We start from the raw sequence: 23,712 nt of genomic DNA, 5'->3' as shown, positions 1-23,712 counted from the left end.
TCCCAGTTTCATTCGTTTTTTCATTTTTCTAGCCAATTCTATTTTCGAAGGAGCCAAAAGCGCTGGTATGGCGGACTGTATTGAAAAAATATAGGAAGTTCTATTGAAATCGCTTTGACTTTTTTTTCGTTGTGAAATGGTTCCAAGAGAGGCTATGGAAATTGTTTTGGCTTGGTTTTCGGTATGAAATGGTTCCAAGAGAGGCTATTGACGTTGTTTAGGCTTGGTTTTCGGTTTGAAACGATACCAAGAGAGAGGCTATTAAAATTGTTTTGTTAGGGTTACTTTCTTAAAATGATTCCAATACCGGATTCAAAATTTGCTTTACCTGAAATCAAGGAAATTGTTATCCCAGTACACACCTAGTATATGAACCAAAAACTGAAGAAAATTTATCAAAGGACCTCGAAACTTTTTCATGTGATTGGGAACACTAGAAAAATAATCATGTGATGGAGAGGTGCAGGATATGAGATTCAGCGACAAAGGAATGCATGCGCAATCAGGGGAAAAGGGAGTATTTGGGGTAGACTTCCATGATTTTATCGAAAAGGAACAGAATTCTGGCACGTATGAGCTGGCTAGTGAATTTGGGTTGACCATCCGCGATGTCCGAAAACTGAAAAAACGGCTTGAGAGATCGTAATTCGGCTTGACAACAAGCGTTGAGGTCTTTATCATAAAATAAATAAAGCGAAGGCACCTTTGTTGCTTCGCTGCATAGGTATACGGATAGAACCGTTGATGGAGCATAGTAATCAACCCACAAGCCATGTTCAGAGAGGGAGGGTCCCGGGCTGAAAGCCTTCCCGCATGCAGGATTGATGAATGAACACTCCGGAGGTTTCCCCCTGAAAAATGCAGTAGGGGGTGAACGTTGCAGGCGTTAACTGTAAAAGAGGAAGCCCGGATTTTTGGGTTTCAATTAGGGTGGCACCACGGGAATCAAAACTCTCGTCCCTTGTTTAGGAATAAACAGGGGAGGGGAGTTTTTTTATTTTGCATTTTGTTTTTTAACAGTACGATTGAAGCAGCAAGAGCCGAAATCAACAGTGTTGTTTAACATAATCCTGTCTTTAAAAAGAGCCATGGTTGGCGGCCTTAAAGGGTTTGTTAAAGCTATTCAAAAAGAATTCCTATCACCGGTCCACCAAAAGGGCCATTGCATGATACATATAAAGAAATATTTAAGGAGGAATCCGCATGACGATCAATATTCCCAGGGGAACCCAGGATATCCTGCCAGGGCAGGTAGAAACGTGGCAACTGATTGAAGAAACAGCTCGCAAGCTTTGCAAAGTCTTTCAATACCAGGAAATCAGGACGCCTGTTTTTGAACATACAGACCTTTTTAGCCGAGGAGTCGGTGACACAACAGATATCGTTACAAAGGAAATGTATACCTTCGAAGATCGCGGCGGCAGAAGCCTTACCCTCCGCCCTGAAGGAACTGCTTCAACAGTCCGTGCTTATGTAGAAAAGAAAATGTTCGGATATGCCGACCAGCCTGTAAAGCTTTATTATATGGGGCCAATGTTCCGCTATGAACGTCCGCAGGCAGGCCGCTTCCGCCAGTTTGTACAGTTCGGAGTCGAGGCGCTTGGCAGCAACGATCCTGCGATTGATGCGGAAGTGATTTCGCTGGCAATGGCTTTATACAGCAAGCTGGGACTGAAAAAATTGAAGCTAGTCATCAATAGCCTGGGCGACAAGGAAAGCCGCAAGGACCACAGGGAAGCGCTTATCAGCCACTTTCAGCCGCGGATCGGAGAGTTTTGCAGCGATTGCCAAACTAGGCTTGAGAAAAATCCGCTCAGGATCCTTGACTGCAAAAAGGACCGCGACCACGAGTTAATGAAGTCGGCTCCATCAATAGTCGAATATCTTAACGAAGAATCCCGTTCCTATTTTGAAAAGGTTCAGGATTATCTTAAACAGCTGGATATTTCATTCGAAGTTGACCCAAATCTTGTCCGAGGCCTTGATTATTATAACCACACAGCCTTTGAGATTATGAGTGAAGCAGAGGGCTTTGGCGCGATCACCACTCTCGCTGGCGGCGGCCGCTATAATGGCCTGGTTGAGGATCTTGGAGGTCCTGAAACAGCAGGAATCGGCTTTGCTTTGAGTATAGAAAGGTTCATAGCCGCACTGGATGCAGAGAAAGTCAAGCTCCCGGTCAAGCGGGAAATAGATGTCTACATCGTCTCTTTAGGTGAAAAGGCAAAGGACTATTCAGTCGGTTTGCTGCAGCAGCTTCGCAAAGAGGGGATTTCCGCCGAACGCGATTATTTGAACAGGAAGCTTAAGGCCCAATTCAAGGCTGCCGATCGGTTGAATGCCCGATTTGTTGCCGTACTTGGTGACGATGAACTAGATAAAGGTGTTATCAATTTGAAAGATATGGTTTCCGGCGACCAGAAAGAAGTAGAACTAGCTTCTTTTGTAAAAATGTTCGGGGAACTGCAAGGATAAGGAGGAATAATAATGTACGGAAGAAGTTATTTTTGCGGCGAAGTCCCGCATGCTGCAACAGGAGAAAAAGTTACTTTAAAAGGATGGGTTCAGAAGCGCCGGGACCTCGGAGGCCTAATCTTTGTAGACTTGCGTGACCGCACAGGCATTGTCCAGGTTGTTTTCAATCCAGATCAGCAGAGTGACGTTCATAAGATTGCCGAGAAAATCCGCAGCGAGTATGTCCTTAATGTGGTCGGCACAGTTGTAGCCCGTGATAAAGGGACAATTAATGAGAACATATCTACAGGAGAGATTGAAATAATCGCCGAGAGTGTAACGATTATCAATGAAGCGAAGACTCCGCCTTTCCTTATTTCCGATAAAACAGATGCATCTGAGGATGTTCGATTGAAATACAGGTATCTTGACTTCCGGCGCCCGGTGATTTTCAATACTTTAAAAATGCGCCACCAGGTGACAAAAACTATCCGTGAATTTCTTGATGGAGAAGGCTTCTTGGATATTGAAACACCGATTCTGACAAAAAGCACTCCTGAAGGCGCACGTGACTATCTCGTCCCAAGCCGGGTCCATCCAGGAGAATTCTATGCACTGCCGCAATCTCCACAGCTGTTTAAACAGCTGCTGATGGTTGGAGGAGTGGAACGGTATTACCAGATTGCCCGCTGTTTCCGTGATGAGGACCTTCGTGCCGACCGCCAGCCGGAATTCACGCAAATCGATATCGAAACCAGCTTTATGAGCCAGGATGATATTATCGGAATGATGGAGCAGATGATGTCCAAGCTATTAAAAGAAGTAAAGGGTGTTGAAATTCCTGCCAAGTTCCCTCGTATGAAATATGAGGAAGCCATGTCCCGATATGGATCTGACAAGCCTGACACACGCTTTGGCATGGAACTGAAGGACCTTTCCGAAGCAGTAGCAGGATCTGGTTTCAAAGTATTCGCGTCAGCTGTTGAAAATGGTGGACAGGTGAAGGCGATTGCTGTAAAAGGCGGCGCTGCAAAATATTCGCGTAAGGATATTGATGCGCTTGGTGAGTTTGCCGGCGTTTACGGTGCAAAAGGACTGGCTTGGCTAAAGGTAGAGGCTGACGGGCTAAAAGGACCGATTGCAAAATTCTTCTCCGCGGAAGACGGCGAAGCAATCAAAGCCATCACCGAGGCAGAGGTTGGCGACCTGCTCCTGTTCGTCGCTGACAAGAAATCTGTTGTGGCCGACGCACTTGGTGCCTTGAGGTTAAAACTAGGCCGTGAGCTTGAGTTGATCGACCAGAGTAAATTCAATTTCCTCTGGGTGACCGATTGGCCGCTGCTGGAATATTCAGAGGAGGATGGCCGTTATTACGCCGCCCACCATCCATTCACTATGCCATTCCGTGAAGACCTTGATTTATTGGACGAAAATCCAGTGGAAGTCCGCGCCCAAGCCTATGACCTTGTCTTGAATGGCTACGAGCTTGGCGGCGGATCCCTGAGAATTTTCGAAGCCCAAATCCAGGAAAAAATGTTCAAGGTGCTAGGCTTTAGCGAAGAAGAAGCCAGAGAGCAATTTGGATTCCTTCTCGAAGCCTTCGAATACGGCACACCTCCGCATGGCGGAATTGCACTTGGGCTTGATAGACTGGTCATGCTACTTACGGGCAGCACAAACCTTCGTGACACAATTGCATTCCCGAAAACGGCTTCGGCAAGCGATTTATTGACAAACGCCCCTGGTGAAGTCAGCCATGCACAATTGGATGAACTTCATCTTGCCCTTAAAACAAAAAATGAAAAGGCCTAGTAAAAGCATACCTGGAAATTACAGGTAACAAGGGTTGTTGCTTGAACAAATCGACCCAATATGCTATGATGTACTCAAGTTAGAAGAGTCCTGAAGTGTACGTTGCATCGCCTAAATGTTTTGACCGAACATTTTTTCTTCGGGAGTCCGGGTTTCGTTGCCGCGTAAATGCCCTTTTTAGGGACTTACAGTGACGGCGGACAGGACACCCACCTGCTTAATGCGGGCCAAAACGAAGGAATCAGGTAACGGCACAGGTTGGGACTCTTCGTCCTTTAATACATACTTTCCCGGAGGATGCATCCTCCGGTTTTTTGTTGTGTTTTTTGGAGAAATAATTCAATGCTAGTCGAGAATAGTATTGTTATGATACACGGAAACAGGCGTTTTTGATTGCGGCAGGCTATGAATAACATTTTGTCTAGTTCGGGAACCCGAAATGTCATTCATTGGGTTTATGAATGACACTTTGCCTAGTTCGGGAACCCGAAATGTCATTCATTGGGTTTATGAATGACACTTTGCCTAGTTCGGGAGCCTGAAATGTCATTCATTGGGACTATGAATGACACTTTGTCTAGTTCGGGAACCTGAAATGTCATTCATTGGGTTTATGAATAACACTTTGGGTAGTTCGAGAGCCTGAAATGTCATTCATCCGCTATATGAATAACACTTTGGTTCGTTCGGCAACCTGAAATGTTGTTCATATGGTTTTATTCATTAGACTTTGATTGGAAATCTTCTTGCATAAAAAAAGAGGATAGTATATATTTTATCGGGGTAAAGATACATAAAAGCGTCATCCGCCCGAGGGTGAAAGGCGGAATGGAATCTGTATGCCAGATATATAAATGGAGTGATAGCAATGCTGCATCAATTTTCACGTAATGAACTTGCAATCGGCCAGGAAGGCCTGGATATTTTGAAGAACAGCACAGTATTAGTGCTTGGTATTGGCGGAGTAGGATCTTTTTCGGCAGAAGCCTTGGCCAGGTCCGGTGTAGGACGTTTGATTCTTATTGATAAGGATGTTGTGGATATTACAAACGTAAATCGCCAGGTGATTGCGCTATTGTCAACGGTTGGAAAGCCAAAGGCGGATTTGATGAAGGAACGGATTGCCGACATCAATCCTGATTGTGAAGTCATTTCCCTTAAAATGTTCTACACCGAAGAAACATATGAAGAAGTGTTTTCCTATAAACCGGATTTTGTTATCGATGCCTCAGACACGATTATTTACAAAGTCCATTTAATCAAGGAATGCCTGAAACGTGGCATCCCAATGATTTCAAGTATGGGAGCGGCCAATAAAATGGATCCGACCCGCTTTGAAATTGCTGATATTTTCAAAACTCATACTGACCCGATTGCCAAAGTCATCCGGACAAAGTTGCGCAAGGAAGGCATTAGGAAGGGAATTCCGGTTGTTTTTTCAAGCGAAAGCCCGATTGTCATTCGTGAGGACGTACGAAAAGTAGTTGGCAATGATAAAGCTGAAATCAGGAAAGCGCAGATGCCGCCTTCCTCGAACGCATTCGTCCCGTCTGTTGCTGGACTGATTATGGCAAGCTATGTGGTTCGGGAACTTCTTAAAGACATTCATATCGACCGTGTTTCCGGCGTTCCTGAAAAATAAATGAATTAATGGAATCCATGGCCTTCAGGCTATGGGTTTCTTTTTTCATTTGTTAAAGAATGCTTTTAATTTCCGGCTCCACAAAGGAACAGTTTGTCTTGCCTAAGTGCTTGAAAGGCTTCTAAGCCTAATTGGCTACATTTTAACCTGCTGGGAAGCTCGAAACGGTTCCAATACAGTCTATTGGCTACATTTTAACCTGCCGGGAAGCTTGAAACGGTTCCAATAAAGCCTATTGGCTACATTTTGGCCCGCCTGAGAGCCCAAAACGGTTCCAATAAGCTGGTTAGCTACATTTTGATCTGGAACAGGAAAATATTTACAGAAAGAAGAAAGGCTTCCACCAAGGAAACCTCTCTGTTATTCTTTCGTTAATTTTTCATAAACGGATGCAAATGCCTGTTCAAATTTGCTGTTTTTCTTTGGCTGGTAGTAGCGTTTGTGCTTCAGTTTGTCAGGAAGGTATTGCTGGCGCACCCAGCCTGTTTCATAGTCATGGGGATACAAATAGTCAATTCCGCGTCCAAGCTCCTTTGCGCCTTTGTAATGGGCATCGCGAAGGTGGTCGGGAACATCGCCGGATAGGCCTTTCCTGATATCACCCAGAGCCGAATCGATTGCCATGATCGCAGAGTTTGATTTCGGCGATAAACAAAGCTCGATTACGGCATTGGCAAGCGGGATTCTCGCTTCAGGGAAACCAATTCGCTCTGCTGTTTCAATTGCTGCAAGTGTCCTGGCACCTGCCTGAGGGTTTGCAAGTCCGACATCCTCATAGGCAATTACCAAAAGCCTTCTGGCTATGCTCGGGAGGTCGCCTGCTTCGATTAGACGCCCTAGATAATGGAGAGCGGCGTTGGCATCGCTGCCGCGGATTGATTTTTGGAATCCTGAAAGAACGTCATAATGTGCGTCTCCGTCCTTATCATGGACAAAGCTTTTTTTCTGCAGGCATTCCTCTGCAGTCGCAACGTCAATTACAATTTTTCCAGATTCATTGGGCTCGGTTGAAAGTGACGCAAGCTCCACAGCATTTAGTGCACTTCTGACATCGCCGCCTGATCCCTGGGAAAAATGGTTCATTGCTTCAGGGGTGATTTCGATATCCATTGAGCCAAGGCCGCGTTCATCATCCTCTAGAGCCCTGTTGATCGCCTTTTTAATATCTTCCGGATCCAGCGGCTTAAGCTCGAATATTTGGCAGCGGCTTCTGATTGCAGGATTGATGCTATGATAGGGATTGCTCGTTGTTGCGCCAATCAGGGTTATCATCCCGTTTTCAAGGTAAGGGAGCAGAAAATCCTGCTTCGCCTTATCAAGGCGATGGACCTCATCAAGAAGTAGAATGACCTTGCCTGACATTTTTGCTTCAGCAGCGACGATTTCCATATCCTTTTTATTATTCGTGACAGCATTCAATGTCCTGAAGGCGTATCGGGTGCTGCCTGCAATCGCACTTGCAATCGACGTCTTTCCGATGCCCGGGGGGCCATACAGGATCATGGAAGAAAGCTGTTTTGCTTTGACCATTCTGGCTATTATTTTTCCATCGCCAACTAAATGCTCCTGGCCGCACACTTCATCAAGCGTTCTCGGCCGCATCCTAAAGGCAAGTGGTTTATCTTGCTTCATTATGCATCTCTCCAAAGACAAGTCTATCCTTTTAGTTTACCACTCCTCATCCAGTTCTGCTATTATCGCAATTTTCCCGAACCAATGCATATTCCCATTGTTTGTGCTATAATTTCTAAAGCCTACCTATATACTCAGTTTTTAAATAGTAATAGCAGGATAGAGTTAGCGAATATAGTTTGTTAAAGCAAAGGGGTCCTTTTCATTGTTTAAAAAAAGAAAGGGGCAGATAGGGGCGAGGCTGACGGTTTTTACAATTGGCCTGCTTATCATGTCTCTTGGAGTTGTCTTGCTTATCAGAAGCAATGCAGGGGCAACACCGTGGGATGTCTTCCACGTTGGCCTCTATTATCAAATAGGTTTGACTGTCGGCAGCTGGTCGATACTGGTAGGAGTTGTAATCTTGACAGCGGCTGCAATCATTGCAAAGGAAATTCCGCATATTGGTGCGTTTTTAAATATGCTTTTAATTGGCGTATTTATTGATATGTACATGTTGATGCCTTTTATAAAAGAGCCTTCTTCGCATTTTGGCGAGGCGGCCATGTTTGCTCTTGGAATCATTGTCTATGCGTGCGGCATGGGTGTTTATATCTCGGCAGGCCTTGGTACGGGGCCCCGCGACAGCCTGATGGCAGCAGTTTACGAGAAGACTGGTTGGAAAATCCGGAATGTTCGCGGTTCAATGGAGGTAATTGTCCTTCTGATTGGATGGTGGCTTGGAGGCCCGGTTAGCTGGGGAACCATCCTGTTTAGCTTTATGATTGGCCCGATATTCGGGGCAGTGATGCCGCAATGCAACAGATTGACAGATGTAATTTTAGAAAAAGTAAAAAGAAAAGATGAACTGCACATTAGTAAGGAGGCCTAGTTGTGAAAATTTCTACTAAAGGTCGGTACGGATTAACAATTATGATTGAATTGGCAAAAAAGCATGGAGAAGGACCGATTTCGCTTAAAGCAATCGCCCAGGCAAATGATCTATCGGAGCATTATCTTGAACAGCTGGTCGCTCCGCTCCGAAATGCGGGTCTGGTTAAAAGCATTAGAGGAGCTTATGGGGGATATCTTCTCTCTAAGGAACCAGCGCAAATAACTGCTGGTGACATTATCAGGGTTCTTGAGGGTCCGATTACACCTGTCGAGGGCATGGAGGATGAAGAGCCGGCTAAACGCGAGCTTTGGATCAGAATCAGAGATGCCATCAGGGACGTGCTCGATAGCACTACAATTGAGGATTTGGCCAATCATAGTGAAGATCAAAATCCAGATTCTTATATGTTTTATATCTAAAGGATAGAATAGCAATAGTAACATAGAAACGAAGGTGATTTTCCATGGAACGGATTTATTTGGACCATGCTGCGACCTCCCCTATGCACCCGAAGGTTATTGAAAAGATGGCCAGTGCAATGGGGACTTTTTATGGAAATCCATCGAGCATACACTCTTATGGCAGGGAAGCCCGCCACTTGCTTGATGAAGCCCGCCACGTTTTGGCTAAGGGAATAGCAGCAAAGGCTAACGAAATTATTTTTACAAGCGGTGGAACCGAAGCGGATAACCTGGCGATATTGGGGATAGCGGAATCCAATCAAGAAAAGGGCAGGCATATTATCACAACTGCAGTTGAACACCATGCGGTTCTGCACGCCTGCAAGAAACTTGAAGATCAAGGGTTTCAGGTAACCTATCTGTCTGTGGATGAAACAGGCAGGATTTCACTTGATGAACTGGAGAAGGCATTAACAGATGAAACGATTCTTGTCACGATTATGTACGGAAACAACGAGGTGGGCACGCTTCAGCCAATTGAAGAAATCGGTGCTCTTTTAAGCGGTCATCAGGCCTTCTTCCATACTGATGCGGTGCAGGCTTATGGGCTTGTTGATATTGATGTGAAAAAAGCCGGCATTGACTTGTTGTCAGTATCCGCCCATAAAATCAACGGTCCAAAGGGGACGGGCTTTCTTTTTGCAAGAGAAGGAATTCGGCTGTCACCAAGGTCGTTCGGAGGCGAGCAGGAACGGAAACGCAGGGCGGGAACTGAAAATCTTGTTTCAATCCTCGGTTTTATGGAAGCTGCCCAGATTGCGGCCGATGCAAGGGAAGAAAAGGCTGAAAATTACCTGCGCCTGAAAAAGCGGTTTATCGAAGTGCTTGAGGAAGAAACTTCCACGTTCGAGCTGAACGGTTCGCTTGTAAACTCATTGCCTCATATAGTAAACTTGAGTTTTCCTGGGACCAATGTTGAGGCGATGTTAGTCAACCTTGATTTGGCCGGGATAGCAGTTTCAAGTGGTTCCGCGTGCACGGCCGGTTCAATTGAGCCGTCTCATGTTCTTGTGGCCATGTTTGGGAGTGAATCCGAGCGAATCGCCAATTCAATTAGATTCAGCTTCGGGCTTGGCACGACAGAAGAGGATATTGTGCGGACAGCAAAAGAGACAGCAAAAATAACAAAACGGCTGCGCGGTTAGCAGCCATTTTTAGCGAAAAGGAGGATTTCACTCCATTCCGCATCAATGCCTAATCTTTACCAATAGGCGAGTTGTTTAATAACTTTTAGGGAGTTTCCCTTACAATATATTTTTATAGAAAAAGTGTGGTGATAGCTATGGAAAGAAAAGAGCCGAAAGACACAAGGGTTGTTGTTGGGATGTCCGGGGGAGTGGACTCTTCCGTCGCTGCATTGCTTTTGAAGCAGCAGGGCTATGATGTCATCGGAATTTTCATGAAGAACTGGGACGATACAGATGAAAATGGGGTCTGTACCGCAACAGAGGATTATAACGATGTCATCCGAGTGTGCAATCAGATTGGGATCCCGTATTATGCGGTCAATTTTGAAAAGCAATACTGGGACAAGGTCTTCACCTATTTCCTTGAAGAATACAAAGCTGGCAGAACACCTAACCCGGATGTTATGTGCAACAAGGAAATAAAGTTCAAGGCGTTCCTTGAACATGCCCTGAAGCTTGGTGCCGATTACCTTGCAACGGGACACTATGCTCAGGTTGCCTACCGTGATGGCGAATACAAGATGCTGCGCGGTCTTGATGAAAACAAGGACCAAACGTACTTCCTTAATCAGTTGAACCAGGATCAGTTGAGCAGGGTCATGTTCCCAATTGGCGGTCTTCAAAAGTCCGAAGTCAGGAAGATAGCTGCCGAAGCGGAACTCGCAACAGCTGCGAAAAAGGACAGCACAGGTATCTGCTTTATCGGTGAGCGGAACTTCAAGGAATTTCTCGGTCAATATCTGCCAGCCCAGCCAGGCAATATGGAAACGATGGATGGAGAAATCAAGGGCAAACATGACGGCCTTATGTATTACACTATCGGCCAGCGCCATGGGCTTGGCATTGGCGGCCAAGGTGATCCATGGTTTGTTATCGGCAAGGACCTGGAGCGGAATGTCCTTTATGTCGGACAAGGCTTTGATAATGAAAAGCTATATTCAACTTCAATTCTGGCTGACAATGTAGGCTGGACTTCAGATTCCGAAAAGCCAGCCGAGTTCAAGTGCACGGCGAAATTCAGATACCGTCAGGAAGATAATAGTGTCACAGTAAAGCTGCTTGAAGAAGGCAGAGCGGAGGTAGTGTTTGATGAACCTATCCGCGCTGTCACTCCTGGTCAGGCTGTCGTCTTTTACAATGGTGACGAATGCCTAGGCGGCGGTACGATTGACGAAGTTTTCATGAACGGTGAAAAATTAGATTATGTAGGATAAAACGAATCCCGATTCCCAGTGTGACTGCTGGTGGATCGGGATTTTTTGCTGCTTTGAATTTTGTCTGAATTGTGAATTTACAGGATATCTACCCAAAAATCTCGGATAAATTTCTAATTTCTCGGATATCTACTCTGAAACTCCGGATATACACGCCTGAGGGCTCCAATTGTCACTGAAACGCTCTGTTACTTTTTTCAGCTCCATCCTGTAATCGAGAGACGGTCACAATTACCTGTGTGTAGTACAAATTGAAATAGTTCGGGCTGCCATTTGCATCTATTAAAAAAGATAATAGCATTATGGTATACTGTGTTCTGATGGAGTGTGATAATAATGGACAAAAATGTAAAAGGAATTGAACTTATGCAGGCGGGGCAGCTTGAAGAAGCGGCGATCGCCTTCAATGAAGCTATAGAAGAGAATCCGGCAGACCCGGTTGGATATATTAATTTTGGCAATTTGCTCGCGGCTACTGGAGATGACGAGCGGGCAATGAAATTTTTCCAAAAAGCATTGGAGCTTGATGATACTGCAGCTGCTGCCTACTATAGCATCGGAACTCTCTACTACAACAAGAAGAGTTTTGAAAAAGCTACGGTTATGTTTGAAGCGGCTATGAAAAAGGGACTGAATTCGAGCGACAATTTTTTCATGCTTGGAATGTCACTTAGCCAGGATGGCAAAACCCTCCTTGCTATTCCTTATTTGCAAAGAAGTGTTGAGCTTTCACCTGAAGACGTCGATGCACGTTTTCACTATGGCCTAAACCTAGCCCAGGAAAATCAACTCGACCTTGCCATTGAACAATTTGACGCTTGTATTCAATTGGATGCCAACCATGCCGATGCGTACTACAACCTTGGAGTCGCTTACGCTTTTAAAGAGGAAACTTCTAAAGCTCTTGGATTTTTGAATGAGGCTCTCCGGATTGATCCTGAACATAGTATGGCTGCGAGTGTAAAGCAGTTTATTGAAGACAGCCTTGGCGGAGAAATGTAACCATTGAAATACCTTTCATAAAGGAGGGCTGTTATGGACCAGCAGGATTCACTTGATCTTTTTTCCGAACAGGGGAAATATCTCAAGGGACGGCCATTTGTGACCATCTTCCACAATGAAGCAAACATGTATACAGTTGCAAAAATTAGGGTCGACGATACAAATGATACGTATGAAGACCGTGAAGCTGTTGTCACAGGTTACTTCCCAAAGCTGCATGATCAGGAATCGTATTTATTTTACGGGGAATTTAAAGAGCACCCGAAGTTTGGTCTGCAATTTCATGTTACTCATTTCCGAAACGATATCCCCCAGTCCAAACAGGGTGTAATCGCTTATCTCTCAAGTGAAATCTTTAAAGGAATTGGCAAAAAAACCGCTGAAACCATTGTAGAAGTGCTAGGTGAAAAAGCAATTTCCCGTATTCTGAACCAGCCTTCGCTTCTCGATACAATTCCAAAGCTGCCTCCTGATAAGGCAAAGATGCTTTATGACACGTTAATGGAGCATCAGGGGCTGGAACAAGTGATGGTTGCCCTGAATCAATATGGATTCGGGCCGCAGCTTTCAATGAAGATTTATCAGGTTTACAAAGAAACAACGATAGAAGTCATTCAGAAAAACCCATACCAGCTGGTCGAGGACATTGAGGGCATCGGATTTACCAGAGCGGACGAGCTAGGCTTTCAGCTTGGTATTTCCGGCAGCCACCCGGACAGGATAAAGGCAGCGTGCCTTTACACGCTTGAATCGGAGTGTATGCAGGCAGGACATGTTTATTTGGAAGCACGGGATGTGCTGCTCCGGGTTAAGGCGCTGCTAGAGGAGAACAAGCGAGATGTCATTGAATTCAAGGACATTACAGCGGAGTTAATCAAGCTTGAAGAAGAAGGCAAGATTGCTGGAGAAAATCAGCGGGTATACTTGCCCTCTCTTTATTTTTCGGAAAAAGGGCTTGTCTCGAGTATCAAGACGATTCTCGAACAAAAAGAGTTCGGGCAGTTCCCAGAGTCCGAATTTCTGTTAGCGCTTGGGAACCTGGAAGAAAGGCTTGGCGTCGAATATGCGCCATCGCAAAAGGAAGCAATCCAGACTGCGATCCAATCGCCGATGATGATTTTAACAGGTGGTCCGGGTACTGGAAAAACAACTGTCATAAAGGGGATTGTCGAGCTTTATGCAGAGCTTCACGGCTGTTCCCTCGAGCCAAAGGATTATCTTAAAAAAGATGAAGCTTTTCCAATCCTGCTGGCTGCACCGACTGGACGAGCGGCTAAGCGGATGAGTGAGTCAACAGGGCTGCCGGCTGTTACGATCCATAGGCTTCTTGGCTATACAGGGTCAGAAACCTTCAACCATGATGAAGAAGCAAGTCTTGAAGGAAAGCTCCTAATTGTTGATGAATCCTCGATGGTTGATATTTGGCTTGCCCATCAGCTCTTCAAGGCGCTGCCCGAATCAATTCAGGTTATCCTTGTTGGCGATGAAGATCAGCTTCCATCCGTTGGCCCTGGACAGGTTCTAAAGGATTTGCTTAGATCTGAACGGATACCGACAGTCAGGCTGACTGATATTTACCGCCAGGCAGAGGGGTCTTCTATTATTAGGCTTGCCCACGAAATAAAGAACGGCACAGTTCCCACTGACCTTTCCAAACAGCAGGCAGATCGTTCTTTTATAAAATGCAATGGCCATCAGCTTGCACAGGTGGTTGAAAAGGTTGCCCTGAATGCCAGGAATAAGGGGTATCATGTCAGGGATATCCAGGTGCTTGCCCCTATGTATAAGGGCCCTGCTGGCATTGATAGGCTGAATGTCATACTTCAGGAGCTTTTCAACCCTAATCCTGACGGTAATAGAAAGGAACTTACCTTTGGTGATGTAAAATATCGGATTGGAGACAAGGTACTTCAGCTGGTGAATCAGCCAGAAAAGAACGTCTTTAATGGTGACATCGGCGAAATCGTTTCGATTTTTTATGCAAAAGAGAATACTGAAAAGCAGGATATGGTGATTGTCTCATTCGATGGAATCGAGGTCACCTACACTCGCCAGGACTTAAACCAAATTACCCACGCTTATTGCACATCGGTCCATAAAGCGCAGGGAAGCGAGTTCCCAATTGTAATTTTTCCGGTTACGAGAAGCTATTACAGAATGCTGCGCCGTAACTTGATTTATACAGCTATCACCCGCAGCAGGCAATTTTTGATTCTTTGCGGTGAGGAAGATGCCTTCAGGCTCGGAGTGGAACGAAATGACGAGATGACAAGGCAGACAACGCTTACTGCGAAATTGCTCGATGCTTTGCCTGCTGATGGACAGGAAAGTGTAGAGAATGAGCCAGAGGCCGCTGCTGAAATAGTGAAAAATGTTAATGAACCCCAATTGGAATATGCTGCAGCAAGAGCAGAACCTTCTTATGAGGAAATGCTGATGAAAACCAGCCCGATGATCGGCATGGAAAACATTTCGCCTTATGATTTTATGTGACTGGCTAAAAACTAACGATAAGTCCCCTGGGTGGAGGTAAAGCTGCCCCAACCAGCCGGACATTCATGTTCGAAAAGGGCGTGAGGGTCTTGCGGACATTCGGATTGGTAAAAGGATTGCCCGTCATAGCTGAAAACAGTGGAAAAAAACTTGGGACGGTTGCGGATCTTTGCTTGGCAGAAGGCCAGGTATATGGGCTGATCGTCAACAAACAGAATTTTCTTAAGCAAAAGCTTTATCTTGATTACGGAAAGATTCAATCCATAGGGCCAGATGGAGTCATGATTTCATCAGAAGAAGCTCTTGAGAAAAGGCTGGACAATCCGTTCCATACTCTTTCTCATCAGAGCCCGATTGCCGGAAAAATGGTCATGAACCGCGAAGGCGAATCGCTTGGAATCCTTAATGACGTATATTTTAAAGAAGAACTGGGCACAATCGTAGGGTACGAAATTTCGGATGGATTCTTTTCGGACCTGCAGGATGGGAAAAAAATCATCAAGGCGGTCGGGCCCGCGAAGCTTGGAAAGGATACCATCATCGTAACTCCAGAAACAACGTGAGGTGCCCATTCCATGTTAAGCTGCCCCAACTGCCAGAGTAAAGATATCGGTAAAATTGGAATCAACCAGTTCTACTGCTGGAATTGTTTTATAGAGCTTTCTCTTTCAAAAGGCCTGATCCATACCCACCAGGTGGAAGAGGATGGAACCTTAAGCTCACTTGATGATCTGTTTGAAGAAAACGAACGCCGTTATTCAAGTTAATTATGTATTTTAAAGGGAAACCGGGGGTAAACACCCTGGTTTTTTGCTTTTATATAAGTTCAACTAAAGAATTGCTGATGAATATGCAAATTATTGATTGTAACGGAAGGCACGAAGACTCGTTCGAAAATGCAAAAGACGCATTTTCTCCTGCGATGTCTTTTCGCTGAAGGTTATTCAACGTCCTAGCGGGAGAAAAGGTCAGTGGGAGACCCCACAGGCGCTCGCGCCGAGGAGGCTCCCAGGCCGCCCGTGGAAAGCGAGTGCCTGGAGCGGAAATCTCAGAAAAACTATAGTTTAATCTATATAGTTCTAATTAAAAATCCAAGTATGAAATCGGATATTGGGAGCTATGAAGGAGGGAACAGCCCCAAAATAGGTGTCTTAACCAAAGTAGGTAAGAGGGACTTGCCTATTTAGGAATAAACACCACGCACTTCTCAAAAACTAGCTTTGAGGGAGGTGCGGAATGAACATACAATTAAAATGGTTTTACCGGATTGGTTTTTTCCTTCTGCTGCTTTCAACAATTTTTGTCATAATGATATTAAAGCCTTTCTGGATACCTGCTGCCCGCCTTATAGGCTTTCTGTTAACTCCCTTTATTACCGCGGGATTCATCGCATACCTTCTCCATCCAATCGTGGAAAACCTCCACAGCAAAGGCGTTCATCGTGGTTTGGCAGTACTTGTTATTTATATTATCTTTTTTGGCGGGACTGGATTTGCGTTGTATAAGGGAATACCTGCCTTTATCTCACAAATACGCGAGCTCTCGGCAAGCGCACCAGATTTTGCCGACCAATATCGCCAAGTTATTTCAGGCCTTGAGGAAAGGACCGAGGGATGGCCGAATGGAATAAGGGAAAAAGTTGACGGCGCGATTAATTCTGTGGAGGCTAGGCTGGATAGTCTCTTTGACCGGGTTGCGGGTGGGTTTGGAAAATTGGCGGATTCAATTTTAACCATTGCAGTGATTCCTTTTATCGCTTTTTACATGCTTAAGGATTATGAAGTGCTGAAGAGGGCAATCTGGTATATGACTCCTAAAAAATGGCGGAGACAAGGTGTACGTTTTCTAAAAGATGCTGATGAGTCATTAGGAGGCTATATCCGTGGCCAACTTCTTGTTTGTACGCTTATGGGACTGATTTCATCTATGCTATTCTGGCTAGTTGGGCTTCGTTTCCCGCTCCTGCTCGGGCTTGTAGTTGCTCTGACCAATGTTATTCCTTATTTTGGTCCAATTATTGGCGCGATTCCTGCTGTCACGATAGCTGCCTCCATGTCTCCTAAAATGATTCTTGTTACGGTGGGAATTGTGTTTTCCCTGCAATTCTTGGAGGGCAATATTTTATCTCCATACATTGTTGGGAAGAGCCTCCACATGCACCCGCTGCTCATTATGCTTTCCCTATTAGCGGGTGGTGAAATTGGAGGGATACCAGGATTGATCCTGGCCGTTCCAACCCTGGCAATCCTGAAAGTAGCCATCATACATGCCAAGGGATTTTTCGTAAAAGTTCATTAAATCAGCCTGATTGACAAACTCCTTTTGCATCGCTATAATCCAGTCATAGGAAAAAAATGATCTTTTAACATGATGATGGACTGAGTATGCTATTGGCAATCCAACCGCATTATGCGGCCAGAGAGGGCTTCCATTGGCTGGAAGGAGCCCGGGATGAAAAATTGGCAGAATGCTAATCCGGAGTGCAGCTAATCACTGCCGTATGCCGCGTTAAGGCATGAATGAGAGATGGGCAGAAACTTGCCCATAATCAGGGTGGTACCGCGAGCATAGCTCTCGTCCCTGTCCAGGGATGAGGGCTTTTTTGTGTTCTTTTTTAAGCTGGCTGTACATCGAGAAAATTGATGGAGGATATGAAATGAAACAATTAACTGGCTCACAAATCAGGAAGATGTTTCTGGACTTTTTCCAGGAAAAAAATCATCAGATTGAACCAAGCGCTTCGCTCGTTCCCCATGATGATCCATCCCTTCTTTGGATCAACAGCGGAGTCGCAACACTTAAGAAATACTTTGACGGCAGGGTAATTCCGGATAATCCAAGAATCACCAATGCCCAGAAATCAATTAGGACAAATGATATTGAAAACGTCGGAAAAACAGCGCGCCACCATACTTTTTTTGAAATGCTCGGCAATTTTTCAATTGGAGAGTACTTCAAAGAAGAAGCGATTGAGTGGGCATGGGAGTTCCTGACTTCAGAAAAATGGATGGGCTTTGATCCTGAAAAACTATCTGTAACTGTCCATCCGGAAGACCATGAAGCATATGACTATTGGAACAAAAAAATTGGCATTCCCGTGGAAAGAATAATCCGCCTGGAGGGGAACTTCTGGGATATCGGCGAGGGTCCAAGCGGCCCGAATACTGAAATTTTCTATGACCGCGGACCTGAATATGGCGATGACCCAACTGATCCTGAGCTTTATCCTGGCGGTGAAAATGATCGCTATCTTGAAGTATGGAATCTTGTATTTTCCCAATTCAACCATAATCCCGACGGAACGTATACACCGCTTCCAAAGAAGAACATTGATACTGGGATGGGGCTTGAACGGATGGCATCAGTTGTTCAAAACGTTCCAACCAATTTTGATACCGATCTATTTATGCCAATCATCCGTGCGACCGAGGAAATTTCGGGAGCAAAATATGGCGAATCAAAGGAATCAGACGTTGCATTTAAGGTTATTGCCGACCATATCAGGACTGTTTCATTTGCAGTCGGGGATGGCGCTCTGCCTTCAAATGAAGGGCGAGGATATGTTTTAAGGCGCTTGCTCCGACGTGCTGTCCGCTATGCGAAGCAAATAGGGATTAATCGTCCATTTATGTTTGAGTTAGTACCAGTTGTAGGCGAAATCATGCATGATTTCTATCCTGAGGTTAAGGACAAACAGGAGTTTATCCAAAAGGTAATCAAGAATGAAGAAGAACGCTTCCACGAAACATTGCATGAAGGTCTTGCCATTCTTGAAGGAATCATCAAGAAAGCGAAAGAAACTGGAAGCAAAGAGATTTCAGGCGAAGATGCATTCCGCCTTTATGATACCTATGGCTTCCCTGTTGAACTGACAGAAGAATATGCAGAAGAAGGCGGGCTTGGGATTGATTACGACGGCTTTGAGGCGGAAATGGCTGCACAGCGGGAGCGTGCACGCGCTGCAAGGCAGGATATTGATTCCATGCAGGTACAAAGCGGGATACTAGGTGAAATTACGGTAAAGAGCAACTTTGTTGGCTATGACCAGCTTGAAACCAATGCAAGTGTCCTAGTTATTCTTCAAAACGGTGAAATTGTTACTGAAGCTTCAACTGGAGAGGAAGTTCAATTGATTTTGGACCATACGCCATTTTATGCAGAAAGCGGCGGCCAAATTGCAGATGAGGGCTTTATTATTGGTGATGGTGTGAAAGTATTTGTCAAGGACGTCAAAAAAGCGCCGAACGGGCAGAATCTGCATCGTGTGGAAATTGTTGAGGGTACCTTGAAAACCGGCCAAAATGTTGCCGCGGCTGTAAATCGTGAAAACAGGGTAAGAGTTATTAAGAATCATACAGCTACGCACTTGCTTCATCAGGCGTTGAAGGACGTACTTGGGACACATGTAAATCAGGCTGGATCACTTGTTGAAGCAGAACGTCTTCGTTTTGACTTCTCCCATTTTGGCCAGGTAAGACATGAGGAGCTCGAAGCAATCGAAAAAATTGTTAACGAGAAAATTTGGCAAAACATTCAGGTGGATATTTCCTTAAAGCCAATCGCAGAGGCAAAGGCAATGGGTGCAATGGCACTATTCGGGGAAAAGTATGGAGATATTGTCCGTGTCGTCAAGGTGGGCGACTATAGCCTTGAGCTTTGCGGAGGCTGCCATGTGCCAAATACTTCAGTTATTGGTCTGTTCAAAATTGTCGCTGAAAGCGGAATTGGTGCTGGTACACGCAGGATTGAAGCCGTCACTGGTGAGGCTGCTTATGAGCTATTAAACAGTCAGGTAGGTTTGCTTAAGGATTCTGCGGAGAAATTGAAAGCAAATCCTAAAGACCTTCCGTCACGAATCGATGGCTTGCTTGGCGAGCTTAAACAGCTTCAGCGTGAAAATGAATCCCTTTCTGCAAAGCTTGGCCATATTGAAGCTTCAAATTTAACAACGAAGGCAAGACAGGTAAATGGCATCACATTGCTTTCTGCTAGTGTTCAGGGACAGGATGTGCCAGGATTGAGAGGAATGGCTGATGACCTTAAACAAAAGCTTGGGTCTGCCGTCATCGTTCTTGGAAGCGCAAATGAAGGAAAAGTAAACTTAATAGCGGCCGTAACTCAAGATTTGATTGGAAAAGGCTACCATGCTGGCAAGCTTGTTAAGGAAGTTGCGGTGAGGTGCGAGGGCAGCGGGGGCGGTCGCCCAGACATGGCCCAGGCAGGCGGAAAAGATCCGGCAAAGCTTGAAAGTGCGCTTCAGTTTGCTGAAGAATGGGTAAAATCAATTTGATAATCGGGACAAGTAGTGTAGAATGAATATATTACCATCTATTCTCTATGCAAACGAAAATGCGAGGTGCAGGCAATGAGCTCATTCGACAAAACAATGAGATTCAATTTTCCTGAAGAGCCATTTGAACATGATGTAGACGAAGTCCTTTTCCAGGTGCATGAAGCACTTCAGGAAAAAGGGTATAACCCGATCAACCAGATTGTCGGTTACCTGCTTTCTGGTGATCCTGCCTATATACCGCGCCATCGGGATGCACGCAACATCATCAGGAAGCTTGAACGGGATGAAATCATCGAAGTACTGGTGAAGTTTTATCTGAAACAAAAACGCGGAGGCAAATAATGCGGATAATGGGTTTGGATGTCGGCTCGAAAACAGTCGGCGTCGCCCTCAGCGATGAATTGGGATGGACTGCACAAGGCCTGGAAACAATAAAAATCGATGAGGAAAACAATGAGTTTGGTTTTGCCCGTTTGGGTAAAATTATAGAGGAGTACCAAGTCAGCCAAGTGGTAATCGGATATCCCAAAAACATGAATGGAACAATTGGCCCTCGCGCCGAGGCAAGCCAGCGGTATGCAGACCAGGTTGAAAGCCTGTTTTCCATACCGGTCGTACTTTGGGATGAACGAATGACAACCATGGCTGCTGAACGAGTCCTTCTCGAAGCAGATATGAGCAGGAAAAAACGGAAGAAGGTCATTGATAAAATGGCTGCAGTCATGATCCTGCAAGGATATCTTGACAGTAAAAAATTTTGAGGTGAATGAAATGGAACATGGAGATAACCAAATTACCGTAGTAGATGAGGACGGCAAAGAACAATTGTACACAATCCTTACCACTTTCGATCTAGAAGAGTTCGGAAAGTCATATGTCCTTTATTATCCGGCGGATGCAGATGAAAATGGTGATGACGAAATTGAAATCCATGCTTCAGCCTTTGTTCCTGGAGAAGAAGGTAAAGCAGGAGATTTAATTCCGATCGAAACTGACGAGGAATGGGACAGAATTGAAGAAATCCTTGGCGCGTTCCTGGATGAGCAGGAAGATCACGAGGATTAATTATAACGGAAAAAGGCCGGCAGAAATTGCTGGCCTTTTTTTGTTGTTTAGGTAAAATAAATTCGCGGCTGTGGATTACTTTATTATTTATCTATATATGTCTAGCTCCACAAGGAAGGCACCGGAAGCATAAGCCTCGCACGAAATTACGCGATAGCGTAATGAGGAGCGCCTACGCGTGCGCAAACTTCAGGCCTCCTCCCTACGATAAGTCATCATCGAATCGCTAGGGCTCTTCGTGATTCCTTTATCTCAGTCGAAGTTCCTCCATTTTGTACGGCGATGACCACTAAGGAAAGCTTCTGAGAATAATCATCGCAGGGACAGGGCGGCACTTTGCCTGTCACGAAGGCGCTTACGCTTTTGTTCTTGTCAAAGAATTAAAGATTTCTCGACTGCAGTTGCCTTTTTTAGGGAGTGATTGACAAGAACCTTACTTATATGCTGAAATTAAAACGGTAGTTAACGTAAAATTTAGAGAAAATTGTTGTATAATAGGCAAAAGACACATAAGACAAATGCCATTGTCGATGAAGGGCCTGTTAAAACCAGGAGGGGAAAGCAGAATGTCTGCTGACAAAAACAACGGAAAAAAAGAGATCTTCCGCCAAAAAATGATTGAGCGGCAGCGAGAAGCGAAAATAGTCAGGAAAATTGTCCTTGTGATAACGCTTGTTGCAATTGTGCTTGCGCTGGCTATTGGCGGCGGTGGATACTTATATGTCAAATCTGCGCTAGAACCAGTTGATCCATCGAGCAAGGAAACGAAGAATGTCGTTATTCCTATTGGGTCTTCGGTAACGGGGATTGCGAACGAGCTCGAGAAAAACGGAATTATTAAAAACGCGCGTATTTTTAAATATTATGTCAAATTTAAAAATGAGTCAGGATTTATGGCTGGGGAATACAAAATGACCCCAGCGATGACGATTCCCAACATTATCAAAAGCTTAAAAACAGGTAAAGTTGTTATGCCTGAAAAATTCCGGTTAGCCATTCCTGAAGGTATGCAGCTTACAAATATTGCTGCATCAATTGCAAAAGCTTCAGGTGAATCTCAGGAATCTGTTTTTAAAACGTTGAATAACCGCGAGTATATCACTAAGTTAATGGAGAAGTATCCAGACTTATTGACAAAAGATATCCTCAATAAAGATATAAAGTATCCGCTTGAGGGATATTTGTATCCGGCAACGTATCCAATTTACAAGGAAAAACCAACTGTTGATGAATTGGTTACTATGATGCTTGAAAAAACGCAGTCTGTTTTGGCTGAATATAATCAAATTCGCCAGGAAAAGAAAATTTCTACTCACCAGCTGCTGACGATGGCTTCACTCATTGAAGAAGAAGCAACAGAAAAGGTTGACCGTAATCGAATCTCAAGTGTATTTTACAATCGGATAGAAGCTGGCATGCCGCTGCAAACAGACCCGACTGTTCTTTACGCACAAGGAGAGCACAAGGACCGTGTCCTTTATAAAGACCTGGAGGTGGACTCCCCTTACAACACTTATAAACATCGAGGACTTCCGCCAGGCCCGATTGCCAATGCTGGTAAAATGTCAATAGAAGCAGCATTGAATCCAGAGGATACAAAATTCTATTATTTCCTTGCTGCTAAAGATGGAAAAGTTTATTTTTCAAAAACACTTCAGGAACATAACAAACTGAAAGCGCAGCATATCACCAATAATAATTAATTTCAGGCCGGGGAAAGCGTAGATTTTCCCCGGCTCTTATGGTAAAATGATTCAGAATTTAAGCATGGCGATTTCGCCATGGCAAGTTAAGCGAAGAGGGACTTGTTCCCGATTATCTAGTATAGCGTCAATTACAGCATACAATGAATGAGGCCCGCTGTGGTCCATGAACAGTTTGCTGTGAACGCTATTTTTTCGTGTTTAAGGCTACAACCCGTAAAGTTGAGGTGGATCACTTGTTGGATGAAAAACTGCAGGCATATTTAGAGAGCCTTCTTCCTTCCAGGGAAGGTTTATTCTCTGAAATGGAAGATTTCGCTAGTGTTAACCATGTACCTATCATGGAGCCCACCGGGATGGAAGCAATGCTTCAGGTCTTAAGGATTTTGAAGCCTGAGCGGATCCTTGAAATAGGAACAGCAATTGGTTATTCAGCATTGCGAATGGCTGAAGCAATACCTGATGCAAGTGTGGTCACGATTGAACGGGATGAAGAACGGTTTCTGCTTGCCCAGGATTATATTGACAGGAGCGGCTATAAGTCGAGAATACATCCTATTTTAGGGGATGCACTTGAGGTTTCAGATAAAGTAAGTGGATTTGCACCATTCGACGCATTATTCATTGATGCTGCCAAAGGGCAATATCAGAAATTTTTTGCTTTGTATGAACCCTATTTGCGCACAGGAGGGGTTCTTGTTACCGATAATGTCCTTTTTAAAGGGCTTGTCTATAATGAACAAACTGACAATAAGAGGCTTGCTAAGCTGGCTGAAAAAATACATGGCTACAATCTATGGCTCACAAGCCAGGAAGGCTTTGAAACATCTATCCTTCCGATTGGTGATGGGGTGGCCATAAGTTATAAAAGAGGGTGAAA

At 44.8% G+C, this 23,712-nt stretch carries 20 protein-coding genes, 1 other RNA gene and 1 other annotated feature; of the genes, 20 read left to right on the top strand and 1 reads right to left on the bottom strand.

Features of this window, described 5'->3' with window-relative positions:
- Nucleotides 1-469: 469 nt before the first annotated feature.
- From TY16_RS26730 to TY16_RS22525, 5 genes are all read left to right on the top strand, one after another.
- Nucleotides 470-646, top strand: a complete 177-nt coding sequence (locus TY16_RS26730) for a hypothetical protein (protein WP_043933989.1) — start codon at nucleotides 470-472, stop codon at nucleotides 644-646.
- 86 nt (nucleotides 647-732) lie between these two features.
- Nucleotides 733-965 (top strand) — a binding site (T-box leader).
- Nucleotides 966-1,203: 238 nt separating this feature from the next.
- Entirely contained in the window at nucleotides 1,204-2,475 is a 1,272-nt protein-coding gene (gene hisS, locus TY16_RS22535; protein WP_043933987.1) for a histidine--tRNA ligase, read from the top strand.
- 12 nt (nucleotides 2,476-2,487) lie between these two features.
- Entirely contained in the window at nucleotides 2,488-4,266 is a 1,779-nt protein-coding gene (gene aspS, locus TY16_RS22530; RefSeq protein WP_043933986.1) for an aspartate--tRNA ligase, read from the top strand.
- Nucleotides 4,267-4,350: 84 nt separating this feature from the next.
- A non-coding RNA gene (gene ssrS, locus TY16_RS25970) (6S RNA) lies at nucleotides 4,351-4,535 on the top strand.
- A 599-nt stretch (nucleotides 4,536-5,134) separates the two neighbouring features.
- Nucleotides 5,135-5,908 carry a tRNA threonylcarbamoyladenosine dehydratase gene (locus TY16_RS22525; RefSeq protein WP_043933985.1) on the top strand — a complete coding sequence of 258 codons (774 nt, stop codon included), beginning with the start codon at nucleotides 5,135-5,137 and terminating at the stop codon, nucleotides 5,906-5,908.
- Nucleotides 5,909-6,268: 360 nt separating this feature from the next.
- Here the strand turns inward: TY16_RS22525 and TY16_RS22520 are convergent, their stop codons facing one another.
- Nucleotides 6,269-7,540 carry a replication-associated recombination protein A gene (locus TY16_RS22520; protein ID WP_043933984.1) on the bottom strand — a complete coding sequence of 424 codons (1,272 nt, stop codon included), beginning with the start codon at nucleotides 7,538-7,540 and terminating at the stop codon, nucleotides 6,269-6,271.
- Between the two features lie 205 nt (nucleotides 7,541-7,745).
- Between TY16_RS22520 and TY16_RS22515 the strand changes: the two genes are divergently transcribed.
- The 15 genes from TY16_RS22515 (at nucleotide 7,746) to TY16_RS22440 (ending at nucleotide 23,710) form a co-directional block, all read left to right on the top strand.
- Nucleotides 7,746-8,411: a YczE/YyaS/YitT family protein gene (locus TY16_RS22515; protein WP_043933983.1), complete on the top strand. Its 666-nt coding sequence runs from the start codon at nucleotides 7,746-7,748 to the stop codon at nucleotides 8,409-8,411.
- Nucleotides 8,412-8,413: 2 nt separating this feature from the next.
- Nucleotides 8,414-8,833, top strand: a complete 420-nt coding sequence (gene cymR, locus TY16_RS22510) for a cysteine metabolism transcriptional regulator CymR (protein ID WP_043933982.1) — start codon at nucleotides 8,414-8,416, stop codon at nucleotides 8,831-8,833.
- Nucleotides 8,834-8,877: 44 nt separating this feature from the next.
- Complete coding sequence (locus TY16_RS22505; RefSeq protein ID WP_043933981.1) at nucleotides 8,878-10,020, top strand: cysteine desulfurase family protein; 1,143 nt, start codon at nucleotides 8,878-8,880, stop codon at nucleotides 10,018-10,020.
- Nucleotides 10,021-10,157: 137 nt separating this feature from the next.
- Nucleotides 10,158-11,276: a tRNA 2-thiouridine(34) synthase MnmA gene (gene mnmA / locus TY16_RS22500; protein ID WP_043933980.1), complete on the top strand. Its 1,119-nt coding sequence runs from the start codon at nucleotides 10,158-10,160 to the stop codon at nucleotides 11,274-11,276.
- Nucleotides 11,277-11,612: 336 nt separating this feature from the next.
- Nucleotides 11,613-12,278, top strand: a complete 666-nt coding sequence (locus TY16_RS22495; protein WP_043933979.1) for a tetratricopeptide repeat protein — start codon at nucleotides 11,613-11,615, stop codon at nucleotides 12,276-12,278.
- Nucleotides 12,279-12,311: 33 nt separating this feature from the next.
- A complete protein-coding gene (recD2, locus tag TY16_RS22490; RefSeq protein WP_043933978.1) occupies nucleotides 12,312-14,771 on the top strand; it encodes an SF1B family DNA helicase RecD2 in 2,460 nt (819 codons plus the stop codon).
- Between the two features lie 80 nt (nucleotides 14,772-14,851).
- Complete coding sequence (locus TY16_RS22485; protein WP_231505724.1) at nucleotides 14,852-15,334, top strand: PRC-barrel domain-containing protein; 483 nt, start codon at nucleotides 14,852-14,854, stop codon at nucleotides 15,332-15,334.
- Between the two features lie 12 nt (nucleotides 15,335-15,346).
- Complete coding sequence (locus TY16_RS22480) at nucleotides 15,347-15,538, top strand: hypothetical protein (RefSeq protein WP_043933977.1); 192 nt, start codon at nucleotides 15,347-15,349, stop codon at nucleotides 15,536-15,538.
- A gap of 469 nt (nucleotides 15,539-16,007) precedes the next feature.
- Entirely contained in the window at nucleotides 16,008-17,069 is a 1,062-nt protein-coding gene (locus TY16_RS22470) for an AI-2E family transporter (protein WP_043933975.1), read from the top strand.
- 358 nt (nucleotides 17,070-17,427) lie between these two features.
- Complete coding sequence (gene alaS, locus TY16_RS22465; protein WP_043933974.1) at nucleotides 17,428-20,061, top strand: alanine--tRNA ligase; 2,634 nt, start codon at nucleotides 17,428-17,430, stop codon at nucleotides 20,059-20,061.
- A 75-nt stretch (nucleotides 20,062-20,136) separates the two neighbouring features.
- Nucleotides 20,137-20,406 carry an IreB family regulatory phosphoprotein gene (locus TY16_RS22460; RefSeq protein ID WP_043933973.1) on the top strand — a complete coding sequence of 90 codons (270 nt, stop codon included), beginning with the start codon at nucleotides 20,137-20,139 and terminating at the stop codon, nucleotides 20,404-20,406.
- Nucleotides 20,406-20,825, top strand: coding sequence for a Holliday junction resolvase RuvX (gene ruvX, locus TY16_RS22455; protein ID WP_043933972.1), 420 nt, complete (start codon nucleotides 20,406-20,408; stop codon nucleotides 20,823-20,825). Before TY16_RS22460 ends, ruvX begins: the two co-directional genes overlap by 1 nt.
- Nucleotides 20,826-20,835: 10 nt before the next feature.
- Nucleotides 20,836-21,129, top strand: coding sequence for a DUF1292 domain-containing protein (locus TY16_RS22450; protein ID WP_043933971.1), 294 nt, complete (start codon nucleotides 20,836-20,838; stop codon nucleotides 21,127-21,129).
- 566 nt (nucleotides 21,130-21,695) lie between these two features.
- A complete protein-coding gene (gene mltG / locus TY16_RS22445) occupies nucleotides 21,696-22,832 on the top strand; it encodes an endolytic transglycosylase MltG (protein WP_043933970.1) in 1,137 nt (378 codons plus the stop codon).
- A gap of 236 nt (nucleotides 22,833-23,068) precedes the next feature.
- Nucleotides 23,069-23,710: an O-methyltransferase gene (locus TY16_RS22440; protein WP_043933969.1), complete on the top strand. Its 642-nt coding sequence runs from the start codon at nucleotides 23,069-23,071 to the stop codon at nucleotides 23,708-23,710.
- Nucleotides 23,711-23,712 lie beyond the last annotated feature (2 nt).

It is taken from the genome of Bacillus sp. EB01 (assembly GCF_000613125.1).
Lineage (GTDB): Bacteria > Bacillota > Bacilli > Bacillales > Cytobacillaceae > Bacillus_D.
The sequence above is the reverse complement of the archived record's forward strand: the minus strand, read 5'-3'. Positions and strand labels throughout refer to the sequence as shown.